Annotated in this window: 16 protein-coding genes; 8 read left to right on the forward strand and 8 right to left on the reverse strand. The window is 57.9% G+C overall.

The window, feature by feature from the left end; all coding sequences use genetic code 11:
- Positions 1-40: 40 nt before the first annotated feature.
- On the reverse strand, positions 41-1,159 hold the full coding sequence (gene zapE, locus DCL27_RS14025) for a cell division protein ZapE (protein ID WP_035597425.1): 1,119 nt from the start codon (positions 1,157-1,159) through the stop codon (positions 41-43).
- Positions 1,160-1,398: 239 nt separating this feature from the next.
- Here zapE and zapG point away from each other — a divergent pair, with 239 nt between their 5' ends.
- From zapG to degS, 3 genes are all read left to right on the forward strand, one after another.
- Positions 1,399-1,791: a Z-ring associated protein ZapG gene (gene zapG / locus DCL27_RS14030; protein ID WP_005281726.1), complete on the forward strand. Its 393-nt coding sequence runs from the start codon at positions 1,399-1,401 to the stop codon at positions 1,789-1,791.
- Between the two features lie 145 nt (positions 1,792-1,936).
- Positions 1,937-3,253, forward strand: coding sequence for a Do family serine endopeptidase (locus DCL27_RS14035; RefSeq protein ID WP_035597396.1), 1,317 nt, complete (start codon positions 1,937-1,939; stop codon positions 3,251-3,253).
- A gap of 97 nt (positions 3,254-3,350) precedes the next feature.
- The gene (degS, locus tag DCL27_RS14040) at positions 3,351-4,412 is read left to right on the forward strand and encodes an outer membrane-stress sensor serine endopeptidase DegS (RefSeq protein ID WP_035597399.1); all 1,062 of its coding nucleotides are present in this window, start codon (positions 3,351-3,353) and stop codon (positions 4,410-4,412) included.
- A gap of 106 nt (positions 4,413-4,518) precedes the next feature.
- On the opposite strand, the gene murA is transcribed toward degS, so the two are convergent.
- From murA to mlaF, 7 genes are all read right to left on the reverse strand, one after another.
- Positions 4,519-5,775 (reverse strand): UDP-N-acetylglucosamine 1-carboxyvinyltransferase, encoded by a 1,257-nt coding sequence (gene murA / locus DCL27_RS14045; RefSeq protein WP_005281720.1) that lies wholly within the window; start codon positions 5,773-5,775, stop codon positions 4,519-4,521.
- 63 nt (positions 5,776-5,838) lie between these two features.
- Positions 5,839-6,093 (reverse strand): BolA family iron metabolism protein IbaG, encoded by a 255-nt coding sequence (gene ibaG / locus DCL27_RS14050; RefSeq protein ID WP_005281719.1) that lies wholly within the window; start codon positions 6,091-6,093, stop codon positions 5,839-5,841.
- A 152-nt stretch (positions 6,094-6,245) separates the two neighbouring features.
- A complete protein-coding gene (mlaB, locus tag DCL27_RS14055) occupies positions 6,246-6,548 on the reverse strand; it encodes a lipid asymmetry maintenance protein MlaB (RefSeq protein ID WP_035597401.1) in 303 nt (100 codons plus the stop codon).
- A complete protein-coding gene (gene mlaC, locus DCL27_RS14060; RefSeq protein ID WP_005281715.1) occupies positions 6,548-7,198 on the reverse strand; it encodes a phospholipid-binding protein MlaC in 651 nt (216 codons plus the stop codon). Before mlaC ends, mlaB begins: the two co-directional genes overlap by 1 nt.
- A gap of 20 nt (positions 7,199-7,218) precedes the next feature.
- Positions 7,219-7,755 carry an outer membrane lipid asymmetry maintenance protein MlaD gene (mlaD, locus tag DCL27_RS14065; RefSeq protein ID WP_035597404.1) on the reverse strand — a complete coding sequence of 179 codons (537 nt, stop codon included), beginning with the start codon at positions 7,753-7,755 and terminating at the stop codon, positions 7,219-7,221.
- 4 nt (positions 7,756-7,759) lie between these two features.
- The gene (mlaE, locus tag DCL27_RS14070) at positions 7,760-8,542 is read right to left on the reverse strand and encodes a lipid asymmetry maintenance ABC transporter permease subunit MlaE (protein WP_005281710.1); all 783 of its coding nucleotides are present in this window, start codon (positions 8,540-8,542) and stop codon (positions 7,760-7,762) included.
- Positions 8,532-9,362 (reverse strand): phospholipid ABC transporter ATP-binding protein MlaF, encoded by an 831-nt coding sequence (gene mlaF / locus DCL27_RS14075; protein WP_005281709.1) that lies wholly within the window; start codon positions 9,360-9,362, stop codon positions 8,532-8,534. Before mlaF ends, mlaE begins: the two co-directional genes overlap by 11 nt.
- Before the next feature lie 276 nt (positions 9,363-9,638).
- On the opposite strand from mlaF, the gene DCL27_RS14080 reads away from it, so the two are divergent.
- From DCL27_RS14080 to lptA, 5 genes are read left to right on the forward strand one after another with little or no spacing between them, the layout of a single operon-like run.
- Positions 9,639-10,628 carry a calcium/sodium antiporter gene (locus DCL27_RS14080; protein WP_005281708.1) on the forward strand — a complete coding sequence of 330 codons (990 nt, stop codon included), beginning with the start codon at positions 9,639-9,641 and terminating at the stop codon, positions 10,626-10,628.
- Between the two features lie 52 nt (positions 10,629-10,680).
- Complete coding sequence (kdsD, locus tag DCL27_RS14085) at positions 10,681-11,667, forward strand: arabinose-5-phosphate isomerase KdsD (protein ID WP_005281707.1); 987 nt, start codon at positions 10,681-10,683, stop codon at positions 11,665-11,667.
- Between the two features lie 15 nt (positions 11,668-11,682).
- Positions 11,683-12,249, forward strand: coding sequence for a 3-deoxy-manno-octulosonate-8-phosphatase KdsC (gene kdsC / locus DCL27_RS14090; RefSeq protein WP_005297337.1), 567 nt, complete (start codon positions 11,683-11,685; stop codon positions 12,247-12,249).
- Positions 12,246-12,818 (forward strand): LPS export ABC transporter periplasmic protein LptC, encoded by a 573-nt coding sequence (lptC, locus tag DCL27_RS14095; RefSeq protein WP_035597408.1) that lies wholly within the window; start codon positions 12,246-12,248, stop codon positions 12,816-12,818. The genes kdsC and lptC overlap by 4 nt, the downstream gene beginning before the upstream one ends.
- The gene (lptA, locus tag DCL27_RS14100; protein WP_005281704.1) at positions 12,793-13,350 is read left to right on the forward strand and encodes a lipopolysaccharide ABC transporter substrate-binding protein LptA; all 558 of its coding nucleotides are present in this window, start codon (positions 12,793-12,795) and stop codon (positions 13,348-13,350) included. The genes lptC and lptA overlap by 26 nt, the downstream gene beginning before the upstream one ends.
- The last annotated feature ends 3 nt before the right edge of the window (positions 13,351-13,353 follow it).

The following is a 13,353-nucleotide window of genomic DNA, read 5'->3' on the forward strand; positions in this document are numbered from 1 at the left end:
TTCTCGCCAGAGACACGGGCAGCACGGCCGGATACGCCATTTAACCACGATGAGGCAGACGCAGGTAGTCCTCACTCTGCATCTCTTGCAGACGCGACAGGCAACGCTGGTACTCAAACTTCAAGCGCTCACCGCGATACAGGGTAAACATGTCACACTCGGCGCTGATGATCAGTTTGACGCGCCGCTCGTAAAACTCATCCACTAACGCTAAAAAACGCCGTGCACTCTCCTCATGATCACCATCCATCGCCTTAACGCGATGTAACAGCACGGTATGGTAGGTTCGAGCTAACACCATGTAATCTAACTGGCTACGCGCCGATTCGCACAACGCAGCGAAATCCAGCGCGATCACGCCATCCACGCGCCGTAGCACCGGTAACGGATGATGGTTAATCTCCAACGAGCCCCCCACCGCCCCCTCCTGACCGGCCAGGCGTAGAAACAGCGCGGCCATCGCCCGTTCACTCGCCGCACCCAGTGGAGTCAGATAGAGATGGGCCTGCGTCAGGGTGCGCAGGCGGTAGTCGATTCCACCATCCACATTCAACACCCGGCAATGACGCTGAATTTGAGCGATGGCGGGCAGGAAGCGGCTCCGCTGCAAACCGTTATGATAGAGCTGATCCGGTACGACGTTGGAGGTGGCCACCAGCGTGACACCACGAGCAAATAGCGCCTGTAGCAACGTCCCAAGCAACATCGCATCACAGATATCGGAAACAAAAAACTCATCGAAACAAAGGATATCGGCCTGATGCTTAAACTCATCCGCCACCAGCAGTAATGGGTCTCCTTGCCCTTGCTTGGCGGCCAGTGACGCCTGCACACGCTGCATAAAGTAGTGAAAATGCAGACGTAGCTTACGCTCCCCGGGCAAGGCATCAAAAAACAGATCCATCATCCAGGTCTTCCCGCGTCCCACGCCCCCCCACAGATATACCCCCATGATCGGCGCCAACTGCGTGGCGCCGCCGCCTAAGCAGCGAGGCAAGCGCTGACGCCAGTTCGGCGTAGGTGCCTGCCGCCAACGTGCCACCCATTGCTGATGGATCGCCTCCAATACCTCCATAGCCTGGCGCTGGGCCGCATCGGCCTGATAGTCGCCGGCAGCGAGAGCAGCGCGATAACGCTCCAGAGGGGTAGCTCTCGACAAAGAAGACGCTGACATCGTGACACGTTCCTTGAACTGGGTGACGAGGGACACACCCGACGATGCTCGGGCGTCGGTGTTCACTCTTCGATTAGCCATAACCATATGCAAAATGGTTACGGGATTCCACTCCGACAAGGTTAGCGGTTATAGTGTGGGTATCGGTAAGATGTCGTCCGGATTCTCTTCCCCGGTAATCTCGCCACCAGGCGAGCAGGATCGTTTAGACAATAGGAGTCATTATGACTTGGGAGTATGCGCTTATTGGTTTGGTTGTCGGCCTCATCATCGGGGCGTTAGCCATGCGCTTCGGCAACCGTAAACTGCGCCAACAGCAGGCGCTGCAAGATGAATTAGAAAAGAGTAAAACCGATCTTGATCAGTACCGTCAGGAGCTCGTCAACCACTTCGCCCGTAGCGCGGAGTTGCTCGACAACATGGCGAAAGACTATCGCCAGCTGTATCAGCATATGGCCACCAGCTCAAATAACCTACTGCCGGACATGCCTGCGCACGATAATCCGTTCCGCTATCGCCTGACCGAGGCGGATAACGATCAGGCGCCGGTCGAGATCCCGCCACGCGACTATTCTGAAGGGGCTTCAGGCCTACTGCGCGCCGATCGCCACGATTAAGCACATCTCCGCGCCAGCGCATGGCGCGGATCATACGGTGCGTGTGAGCTCCGCCGCCGCGCCGTGCGATATATCAGGCGGCGCGGCGCCATGACGCGTCCGCTCGCCTTCCTGCTTCTTCCGCCGTTGCTTGTAGGATGGTGCCATGACCCGCAGCTTCTCCCCGCTTCTTTGCACGCTCGCCCTCAGCCTAGGCCTCACGCTGGGGACACCACACCTTGCCCAGGCGACACTGCCGGCCGCCGTCAACGGCCAGCCACTCCCCAGCTTAGCGCCGATGTTAGCCAAGGTCCTACCGGCGGTCGTCAGCATCTACGTTGAAGGCGATCAGGCGACCCGCCGTGGTCATACTCGCCCCTTCGAGGCGATCGGTTCCGGGGTGATTATCAATGCCGCTAAAGGCTATGTCCTCACCAATAACCATGTCATCGACGCCGCTCGCCGCATCCGGGTGCAATTGGAGGATGGGCGTGAATACTCGGCACGCCTGGTCGGGCGCGACGCCGCGTCGGATATTGCCCTACTGCAGTTGCTCGACGCCCGTGATCTGACGGAGATTAAGCTGGCCAACTCCGATCGACTGCGCGTCGGCGATTTCGCCGTCGCTGTCGGCAATCCCTTTGGCTTGGGACAAACCGCAACCGCAGGCATTATCTCGGCGCTAGGACGCAGCGGGTTGCAGCGCGAGGGGTTGGAGAACTTCATTCAGACGGACGCCTCAATTAACAGCGGCAACTCCGGCGGCGCGTTGCTTAATCTGAAGGGGGAGTTAGTGGGGATTAATACCGCGATTCTGGCGCCGTCTGGCGGTAATATCGGCATCGGCTTCGCCATCCCCAGCAACATGGCGCGTAACCTGAGCGACCAGCTGATCAAATACGGTGAAGTCAAACGTGGCGTGCTTGGCATTCGCGGGCGAGACATGACGGCAGATCTGGCTAAAGCCTTTAATCTGGATACCCCACACGGCACCTTCGTCAACGAGGTGTTACCCAAATCGGCCGCCGCCAAGGCTGGTATTAAGGCCGGGGATATCTTGCTCTCACTCAATGGCACACCGATCAGCAGTTTCGCCGAATTGCGGGCCAAGATTGGCTCCGTCGCCCCTGGAACCACGTTACAGATCGGGCTGCTACGTAACGGTAAGCCCTTGAATGTCAGCGTGACACTCGATAACCGCCGCCTGGCCAGCGTCGCGGGGGAGAATCTCACCCCCGCACTCCAGGGCACCACCCTTAGCGCAGGGAGTTTCGCCGGGAGAGCGGGCATCCTGATCGATACGCTGGAAAAAGGCTCCCTCGCCGCCCAAGCCGGGCTACATAAAGCGGATCTGATCATCGGTGTCAACCGTATCCGCACGCCGACGATCAACGCGTTACGCCAGGCGTTGGCCACCGATCCCCCGGTGATCGCCCTGCATATCATTCGCGAGGGTCAGGTGCTGTACCTGTTGATGCGTTGAGACGCTGATTCTTTGCACAAATTTGGCGGGGGAACGCTGCCCCGCCCTCCCTTTCTCTGCTATTCTGACGCCATCCTTTTACGCTACGTCGATAATCATGTTGGTAAAACTGCTACGCTCCACTCTGCTTGGCCTGCTCGTGGCGATCGTGTTAATGATTGCCCTCCCTTCTCTGCGCCCGCACGGGTTACTCTCCCTCTTCAGCGAGGCGACGTTCGAAGAGCAACCGATCAGCTATAACGCCGCAGTGAAACGGGCCGCACCCGCGGTAGTCAATGTGTACAACGGCAGCATGAGCGGCAACAATAGCGGATTGGCAATTAAGACGCTGGGCTCCGGGGTGATCATGGATGCCAAGGGCTACATCCTGACCAATAAACATGTGGTCAGCGGCGCCGATCAGATCGTGGTCGCACTCCAAGATGGGCGCTGGTTCGAAGCCATGCTGGTCGGCTCCGACACCCTAACGGATCTGGCGGTCCTGAAGATCCAGGCCAACAACATCCCGGTCATCACCATCAACCCGAAACGGGTGCCCCATATCGGCGACGTCGTTCTGGCTATCGGCAACCCCTATAATATCGGCCAGACCACCACACAAGGGATCATCAGCGCGACCGGGCGTGTCGGGCTGAGTACCTACGGCCACCAGAATTTCTTACAGACCGATGCCTCCATCAACCACGGTAACTCGGGTGGCGCATTGGTCAACTCACTCGGCGAACTGGTTGGCATCAACACCCTCTCGCTCGATAAGAGCAACGATGGTGAGACCCCGGAGGGGATCGGCTTCGCTATTCCCACCGCCTTAGCGACCAAGATCATGAATAAGCTGATCCGTGATGGCCGGGTGATCCGTGGATTCATTGGTATCAGCGGGCGAGAAATCGTGCCGATACGCAGTCAACCGGCCAGTTCGGAGCGTATTCAGGGGATCATCGTCAGCAACGTGGCCAGCAATGGTCCAGCGGCTCAGGCGGGTATCCGCCCCGGCGATATTGTACTCAACGTCAACGGCAAGCCGGCGATCAGTGCGACGGAAACCATGGATCAGGTTGCCGAGATTCGGCCTGGCAGCGTGGTGCCGGTCACCATCATGCGCAACGGCGAACGCCTGACACTCAACGTCACCATCGCCGAGTTCCCCAACGTCGACTGACGGCTCATGGTCAGCGCCTCCGCCCTCCGACGCATAATGTGACGAGCCCTCCGTCCCATCGGGGCGGAGGGCTCGTTATTCGCCTAGCGAAAAGCCAGCGCGCGCGTTACTCGCCGATACGCTCGATCTGGGCGCCCATGGCGCTCAGCTTCTCTTCAATGCGCTCATAGCCACGATCGATATGGTAGATGCGATCGACCAGGGTGGTACCCTGCGCGATGCAGCCCGCGATCACTAGACTGGCAGAAGCTCGCAGATCCGTCGCCATCACCTGAGCACCAGAAAGCGTCTCTACGCCGTGACAGATGGCGGTATTGCCTTCGATCTCGGCGTGCGCGCCCATACGGATCAACTCGGGGATGTGCATGAAACGGTTTTCAAAGATCGTCTCGGTGATCACGCCCGTCCCCTCGGCCACTAAGTTCAGTAGGCTGAACTGAGCCTGCATATCGGTCGGGAAACCCGGATGGGGTGCGGTGCGAATAGTCACGGCCTTCGGACGTTGGCCATGCATATCCAGTGAAATCCAATCGTCGCCGACTTCAATATCGGCCCCAGCCTCACGCAGCTTAGCCAACACCGCATCCAACGTATCGGGACGGGTATGGCGGCACACCACACGCCCACGAGAAACGGCGGCGGCAACCAGGAACGTACCGGTTTCGATACGATCCGGCAGGACACGATAGACCCCACCACCGAGACGCGCGACCCCTTCAATCGTAATACGATCAGTCCCGGCACCGCTGATCTTAGCGCCCAAGGTATTCAGGAAACAGGCCGTGTCGACGATCTCCGGCTCACGCGCGGCGTTCTCGATCACCGTCGTTCCTTCGGCCAAGGTCGCCGCGCTCATGATGGTCACGGTGGCACCGACGCTCACCTTATCCATCACGATATGCGCTCCGCGGAGACGCCCTTGAACCGAGGCCTTCACATACCCCTCTTCCAGGCGGATCTCCGCCCCTAGCTGCTCCAGCCCGGAGATGTGCAGATCGACCGGACGAGCACCGATGGCGCAGCCGCCCGGGAGAGAGACCTGCCCATAGCCAAAGCGCGCCACCAGCGGCCCCAGCGCCCAGATAGAGGCACGCATGGTCTTCACCAACTCATAGGGGGCACACAACTCATTGACGTTGCTGGCGTCGACATGTACCGAACCATTGCGCGCCACCTTGGCGCCCAGCTGGCTGAGCAGTTTCATGGTGGTATCGATATCACGCAGCTTCGGCACGTTCTGGATCTCAACCGGCTCCTCGGCCAGCAGAGCGGCAAACAAGATCGGTAGCGCAGCATTCTTCGCACCGGAAATCGTCACCTCACCGTCCAGACGGGTCGGCCCCTGCAAACGAAATTTATCCATTTAATCGCGTTCTCGCTTAATCAGTTATCGCTCGCCGCCCGCCCTGAGGCCGACGACGCAAAATCATAGACCGCTCAGTTTACGGTCGCGCTGCCACTGCTCTGGGGTATAGGCCTTGATAGTCAGCGCATGGATGCGGTTATCCGCGATGTACTCCATCAGCGGAGCATAGACCGCCTGTTGCTGTTTAACCCGGCTCATGCCGGCAAACAGCTCACCCACGACGATAACCTGAAAATGGCTACCGTCCCCGGTGACATGGGCTTCCTGCAGGGCCAATGCGTTCATCAGCACGTCTTTGATTTGATCGTTGTCCATGGCGTTCGACTCTTTTCCGGTTATCCAGCCTATCGATAGGCAGCGTTTAGGGGGTACATATTAGAGGAAACTTACGCCGGCTGAAATAGTGAAAAGCCCCCATTCACGCCGGTGTCGGGGGCTTCGTCACTATTACCTGTGATTACCTAGCGTTAGCTAACATCACTCTCACACAACACGATCTCATGTAGGTTGTATAAGGCGATCAACGTATGCAGGCGATCGCTGACGCCACGCAGGGGGAGCGGAGTTCCCGGGCAGAGATTCTGCACATGCAGCAGCAGCGCTAACCCCGCCGAGTCCACCCGCGTCACCCCACTGATATCCAGGCAGTTAATCCCCTGAAACAGGGCTTGGCGCTGGCGCCAAAACGCCCCTAACGCGTCACACACCAACTCGCCGTGCAGGCGCAGGATCGTGCCATCGCGCTGCCAACGCAACGCATCTTGCTGCATCACTGCTTACTGTCCAAGGTGATGGGTTGCTTGGCCGACGTGATCAGTTGCTGCGTCAGGCCATCCACGCCTTTCTCGCGTAACAGGGCCGCCCACTCATTCTGCTTAGTGGTGATCATGCTCACCCCTTCCGCGATCATGTCGAATGCCTGCCAATGGCCGGTCTGGCTGTTCTTACGCCATTGGAAATCGAGGCGCACCGGCGGACGACCTTGATTATCCAGGATGGTGACGCGAATGGTGACGATGGTAGCATCCCCCAGCGGGCGCTCCGGCGCCACCTCGTAGTGCTGGCCATGATACAGCGCTAACGCCTGACCATACACCTGCTCCAAGTAGCTTTGAAACGCCTTGAAGTAGGCATCGCGCTGCGCCGGCGTGGCGCTACGATAATACTGTCCCAGCACCAGGGCGCCGGCATATTTGACCTGAACATAGGGCATCAGCTCTTCGCGCACGATGGTACGCAGGTAGTTGGGATCCTGCTTGATGCGAGGCTGCTCATCTTTTAAGCGCGTAAAGGTACGCGCCGCGGCCTGATTCATCAGTGTATAGGGGTTACTTTGATCTAGCGTCGGCGTGCTAGCGGCCTGAGCGGCGAACCAAGGCGTCACGCACAACAACGCGGCCATCACAATACGTTTTAACATAACAGACTTCCTCGTCGTGATTAATGGGCGACAGACACCGGCGCACTCGCCGCCGGCTGTGATTGATCAGCGGCATTATTCTTCTCGTCGCCGCCGCTCTTATACAAGAACTGACCGATCAGATCCTCCAACACCATGGCGGACTTGGTGTCCTGGATGGTACCGCCATCCTTCAGGATAGCCGTCCCCATCTCCGGATCTTCGAAGCCGACGTTGAGCGCCAGGAATTGCTCCCCCAGCAAGCCTGAGGTCCGGATCGCCAACGAGCTGGTGTCCGGAATATGGTTGTAACGCGTATCGATGTCCATCGCGACCTTCGGCAGATAGGTCTGCGGATCCAACGAGATGTTCGCGACGCGCCCGATCACCACCCCACCGATCTTCACCGGTGAGCGCGCCTTAAGGCCACCGACATTATCGAAGGTCGCATACAGGCGATAGGTCGGCTCATTGCCCAGTGACTTCACGTTGGCCACTTGTAGGCAAAGGAATACCGCGCCACACAGGGCGATCAACATAAACAGGCCGACCCAGATTTCAGTTTTTTTCGTTTGCATCGTCTCAATTCCCAAACATCAGTGCCGTCAGCACAAAATCTAACCCCAGAACCGCCAGTGAAGAGTGGACAACGGTGCGCGTCGTCGCACGGCTAATCCCGGCGGAGGTGGGGATGGCATCATAGCCGTTAAATAAGGCGATCCACATCACCGTGATGGCGAACACCAGGCTCTTAATCAGGCAGTTCAACAGATCGGTACGGTAATCCACCGCCCCCTGCATCGCCGACCAGAAGAAGCCCGCGTCGATGCCTTTCCAATCGACACCGACGACCGAGCCACCCCAGATACCGATGGCGACAAAGATCACCGTCAGCAACGGCATGCTGATCACCCCCGCCCAGAAGCGAGGCGCCACGACACGCCGCAGAGGATCGACCGCCATCATCTCTAGACTAGAAAGCTGCTCCGTCGCCTTCATCAAGCCAATCTCGGCCGTCAGCGCCGATCCGGCGCGCCCGGCGAACAGCAAGGCGGTGACCACCGGCCCCAACTCACGCAGCAGCGACAGCGCGACCATCATCCCCAGACTGGCCTCCGCGCTGTAGGTGGTCAGCACCAGATATCCCTGTAACCCCAGCACCATGCCGATAAACAATCCGGACACCATGATGATCAACAGCGACTGCACCCCCACGCTATACAGCTGACGGCGCAGCAGCGGCCATTGCTTGGCTGGCTCTGGGCGGCCAACCAGCGCGCTAAACAGCATCAAGCCGGCACGGCCAAAGGCGGCACAGACATTGATCCCGCGGCGTCCTAACGACGCCAGTCCATTAAGCAACATGTGAGGCGCTCTCTCCTGAAGACAACAAGGCCCGGCGGTAGTCACCCGCTGGGTAACGGAAAGGCACCGGCCCATCGGCGATACCATCGAGGAATTGGCGTACCCGCGCATCCTGATTATCGCGCAGTGCCTGGCGATCGCCATGAGCAATCACCCGTTGATCGGCCACGATATAAGCCTGATCCGCGATGCTCAGCACCTCGGGGACATCGTGTGAGACCACCACGCAAGTGATTCCTAGGGCATGGTTAAGCTCATCGATCAGCTTAACCAGCACCCCCATGGTGATCGGATCCTGACCGACGAACGGTTCATCGAACAAGATCATCTGCGGATCGAGTGCGATGGCGCGCGCCAAGGCGGCACGACGCGCCATCCCACCGGAGAGTTCGGACGGCATCAGATCAGCGGCGCCGCGTAGGCCCACGGCCTCCAACTTCATCAGCACGACGGTACGTAACAGCGTCTCCGGCAAGCGGGTATGCTCACGCAAGGGAAAGGCCACATTATCGAAGACACTGAGGTCGGTAAATAGCGCGCCAGACTGAAACAGCATGCTCATTTTCTTACGTGCCGCAAACAATTGGCGACGGGAGAGCGCTGGAATATTCTCGCCATCGAACCAGATCTCCCCGCAATCGGGGCGTAGCTGGCCAGCGATCAGGCGCAGCAAGGTGGTCTTACCGATCCCCGACGGCCCCATGATGGCCGTCACCTTGCCTCGCGGAACGGTGAGATTGATGTCGGTAAAAATCGGGCGATTTCCGCGGCTAAAACTCATCCCGCGGATATCCACCAGATTATTTTCCTGATGATTCATCCACAATGATTCCTGGTTATAGGTTAGCTAACCCAAGCAAAACATAATCCAATGCTTTTTCTCGGCGATTAGTGCTATTTTTTCGTCAATTTGGCACGCATCGGGCCAAACTCCAGCCTTAGGGCAGCATAAGTTTTACTTTTATCCCGCCTACCGTCAAAATTAAGCGTATCGCTTACTGTTAGCGGCATCGGCGGGCTGCTAGCAGCCTTTCGTCCGTTTCGTTTAGCCGGACCGGACACCGACGTCCGGACTTACTCTACTCAAGGATTCAGCATGCTGCTCGCCACCTTGCTACTGCTCATCGGCTTACTACTCTTAGTTTATGGCGCAGACCGCGTGGTATATGGCGCGGCAGCCGTCGCGCATGCGTTAGGTGTAGCTCCGCTGGTCATCGGCATGACCATCGTCAGCATAGGGACATCCTTACCCGAATTAACCGTCTCGCTGAGTGCAGTAATGCACAATCAGATCGACACGGCCGTCGGCAACGTTCTGGGGTCGAACATCGCCAATATCTTGCTCATTCTTGGCTGTGCAGCCTTGATCCGCCCGCTTTCCGTGCGTTCTACCCTCATACGCCGTGAACTACCCCTTACTCTGGGGGCCACTATATTGTGCGGTTTTTTACTGTATGACAATCAGCTTAATCGCATTGATGGTGTTATTTTAGTGACCTTTTTCGCCGCATTCTTATGGATGATGCTTAAAATAGCGCATCAGGCAATGTCTGGAGAGGGGGACAGTTACGCCCGCGAACAGATCGCCGAACTCCCACGCGGCACCAGTTTACCGGTTGCCCTGTTATGGATGGCGCTTGGCGTGATCATTCTACCGCTCGCCTCACGCATGGTGATCGATAACGCCAGCGTATTGGCGCGTTATCTTGGCGTCAGTGAGCTGACCATCGGCCTGACGGTGATTGCCATCGGTACCAGCCTGCCAGAACTGGCGACAGCCGTAGCCGGTGCGATAAAAGGTGAGCAAGACATTGTTTTGGGTAATATCATCGGTTCCAATACCTGTAATATTCTAATGGTATTGGGTATACCTGCGTTGATCGGCTCACACGACACGCAGATCGATGGCGCCGCCTTCGGGCGTGACTACTGGACCATGTTAGCGGTCACCCTGATACTGGCGCTATTGTGCCTACGCCGCCGGCACAGCATCGGCCGTCCGGCTGGCGCACTGTTGCTAGGCGGTTTCATCGCCTATGTCGTGCTGCTGTATACGCAGCCTTCGCTGATATTTTATTGGGATTGACTCCCGGCAGAGTCCGCCGAGTCAGTGGTTTTGCCAGACGTGAGAAAACAAAATGTCACATACGGAGTTTCAGCCGGGTTTTGATTTCCAGCAGGCGGGTAAAGAAGTCCTGCGTATCGAGCGTGAAGGACTCGCGCAACTGGATCACTTCATTAACCAAGACTTTGTCCAAGCCTGTGAGGCCATGCTCCGCTGTCGCGGCAAGGTGGTCGTGATGGGGATGGGTAAATCCGGTCATATTGGTCGCAAGATAGCAGCCACACTGGCCAGCACCGGTACCTCATCCTTTTTCGTCCATCCTGGCGAGGCCAGTCATGGCGATCTGGGCATGGTGGAAGCACGCGATGTCGTATTGGCCATCTCCAACTCGGGAGAGTCTCAAGAGATCCAGGCCCTGATCCCGGTGCTGAAACGACAAAATGTCACCCTGATCTGCATGACCAACAACCCAGAGAGCGCCATGGGACGGGCGGCCGACATCCACCTGTGTATCCGTGTGCCGCAAGAGGCCTGTCCGCTGGGGCTAGCGCCGACCACCAGCACCACCGCGACGCTGGTGATGGGCGATGCGCTCGCCGTGGCGTTATTACAAGCGCGCGGCTTCACCGCGGAAGACTTCGCTATGTCACACCCCGGCGGCGCACTGGGACGCAAGTTACTCCTACGTGTCAGCGATATCATGCACAGCGGTGATGAGGTACCGACCGTCAATCCGGCGGCGTCCCTACGTGACGCGCTGCTGGAGATCACCCGCAAGAATCTCGGCTTAACGGTAATCTGTGGTCCCGATGCCCATATCGAGGGGATCTTTACCGATGGCGACCTGCGCCGTATATTCGACATGGGAATCAACCTGAATGACGCCAAGATTGCCGATGTGATGACCCGCGGTGGAATCCGCATCCGGCCGACGGCACTGGCTGTCGAAGCCCTCAATCTGATGCAAGATCGCCATATTACCTCGTTGCTGGTCGCGGAAAACGATCAACTGCTTGGCGTGGTGCATATGCATGATATGCTGCGCGCCGGCGTAGTCTGAACAAACGGAGCTTTCATGCCACACACTACCACCCCGATTGCCACCTGCTATGGGCCGGTTTCCGCCGATGTCATGGCGCGCGCCGCTCAGGTCCGTCTCCTGATCTGCGACGTGGACGGTGTGCTGTCCGACGGGCTGATCTATATGGGCAACCAGGGCGAAGAGCTTAAGGCGTTCAATGTGCGCGATGGTTATGGCATTCGCTGCCTGGTGACCCAGGGTATCAATGTGGCCATCATCACCGGGCGCCGTTCCCAATTGGTCGCCGACCGTGCCGCGACGCTGGGCATCAACCATCTGTATCAAGGGCAATCGAATAAACTGATTGCCTTTGAGCGCATCCTCGCCGATCTGCAGCTCACGCCGGATCAGGCCGCCTATATTGGTGACGACCTGATCGATTGGCCGGTCATGGCACGTGTCGGCCTCGCCGTCGCCGTCGCCGATGCGCACCCACTCCTTCCACCGCGTGCGCACTATACGACCCGTATCGCCGGTGGACGCGGTGCCGTGCGCGAGCTGTGTGATCTGATCCTGCACGCGCAGGGGCGCCTGGATCAGGCCCAGGGGTTGTCGATATGAGTCGAAGTAAACGCTGGCTCATCGCCCTGTTGACCCTCATCGCGTTGGCGTTGATCGGCTGGAATATGGCCGATAACACGCCCAGCGATGCGCCCTCGGTCAGCGATCCCTCGCAACCAACCTATCAAAGCCAACATACACTGACTGTGGTCTATGATCCCAGCGGTAAGCTGAGCTATAAGTTGGTCGCCCAGGATGTACAACATTACAGCGAGCAGGGGGTGACGTGGTTCACCCGGCCAGTATTGACCACCTTCGATCCCCAAGCGGTCGCCACCTGGTCGGTACGCGCCGATCGCGCGAAGCTGACCAAAGATAATATGCTGTATCTCTACGGTAATGTAGAGGTCAATAGTTTGACCCCGACCTCGCAACTGGAACGGATCACCACCGATAATGCCCAGGTTAATCTGGTGACTCAGGACATAAGTTCGGATGATGAAGTAACCCTGTACGGCAGTAATTTCACCTCTCATGGATTGAAGGTGCGCGGCAACATGCGGGATAAAACGGCACGGTTGATTGACAAGGTAAACACCTATTATGAAATTCAAAGCAAGCACCCTTAAACTGCGTGATCTGATCCTTGCCGCCTCGCTGTTAACGGCCAGCGCCTCGGCATTGGCCGTCACCGGCGATACCGATCAGCCGATCCACATCAACTCCATGCAGCAGTCATTGGATATGCAGGGGAATGTCGCCACCTTTACCGGCGATGTCATCGTCACCCAAGGCACCATTAAGATCACCGCCGACAAAGTGGTCGTCACCCGACCTAACGGCGAGCAAGGTAAAGAGATCGTCGAGGCCTATGGTAATCCGGTAACCTTCTACCAGATGCAGGACAACGGCAAGCCCGTCGAAGGTCACAGCCAGAAGCTGCGCTATGAACTGGCGAAAGACTATGTCATCCTGACCGGCAATGCCGTCCTGACGCAACTCGACAGCAATATCGAGGGCGACCGTATTACCTATCTGGTGAAACAGCAGCAGATGGAGGCCTTCAGCGACAAGGGCAAGCGTGTGACCACCGTCCTGCTGCCGTCGCAATTGCAGGATAAGGGCACCGCTAAACCGGCCCCCCAGAAGAAGAGTAACTGATTC

Source organism: Edwardsiella tarda ATCC 15947 = NBRC 105688, assembly GCF_003113495.2.
Taxonomy (GTDB): Bacteria; Pseudomonadota; Gammaproteobacteria; order Enterobacterales; family Enterobacteriaceae; genus Edwardsiella; species Edwardsiella tarda.

Coding starts and splice junctions, on each gene's coding strand:
- mlaF (WP_005281709.1), bottom strand. CDS start 9,362: ATGAATCATCAGGAAAATAATCTGGTGGATATCCGCGGGATGAGTTTT.
- kdsD (WP_005281707.1), top strand. CDS start 10,681: ATGTCACATACGGAGTTTCAGCCGGGTTTTGATTTCCAGCAGGCGGGT.
- mlaE (WP_005281710.1), bottom strand. CDS start 8,542: ATGTTGCTTAATGGACTGGCGTCGTTAGGACGCCGCGGGATCAATGTC.
- mlaB (WP_035597401.1), bottom strand. CDS start 6,548: ATGCAGCAAGATGCGTTGCGTTGGCAGCGCGATGGCACGATCCTGCGC.
- lptA (WP_005281704.1), top strand. CDS start 12,793: ATGAAATTCAAAGCAAGCACCCTTAAACTGCGTGATCTGATCCTTGCC.
- DCL27_RS14080 (WP_005281708.1), top strand. CDS start 9,639: ATGCTGCTCGCCACCTTGCTACTGCTCATCGGCTTACTACTCTTAGTT.
- lptC (WP_035597408.1), top strand. CDS start 12,246: ATGAGTCGAAGTAAACGCTGGCTCATCGCCCTGTTGACCCTCATCGCG.
- mlaC (WP_005281715.1), bottom strand. CDS start 7,198: ATGTTAAAACGTATTGTGATGGCCGCGTTGTTGTGCGTGACGCCTTGG.
- degS (WP_035597399.1), top strand. CDS start 3,351: ATGTTGGTAAAACTGCTACGCTCCACTCTGCTTGGCCTGCTCGTGGCG.
- ibaG (WP_005281719.1), bottom strand. CDS start 6,093: ATGGACAACGATCAAATCAAAGACGTGCTGATGAACGCATTGGCCCTG.
- murA (WP_005281720.1), bottom strand. CDS start 5,775: ATGGATAAATTTCGTTTGCAGGGGCCGACCCGTCTGGACGGTGAGGTG.
- DCL27_RS14035 (WP_035597396.1), top strand. CDS start 1,937: ATGACCCGCAGCTTCTCCCCGCTTCTTTGCACGCTCGCCCTCAGCCTA.
- kdsC (WP_005297337.1), top strand. CDS start 11,683: ATGCCACACACTACCACCCCGATTGCCACCTGCTATGGGCCGGTTTCC.
- mlaD (WP_035597404.1), bottom strand. CDS start 7,755: ATGCAAACGAAAAAAACTGAAATCTGGGTCGGCCTGTTTATGTTGATC.
- zapG (WP_005281726.1), top strand. CDS start 1,399: ATGACTTGGGAGTATGCGCTTATTGGTTTGGTTGTCGGCCTCATCATC.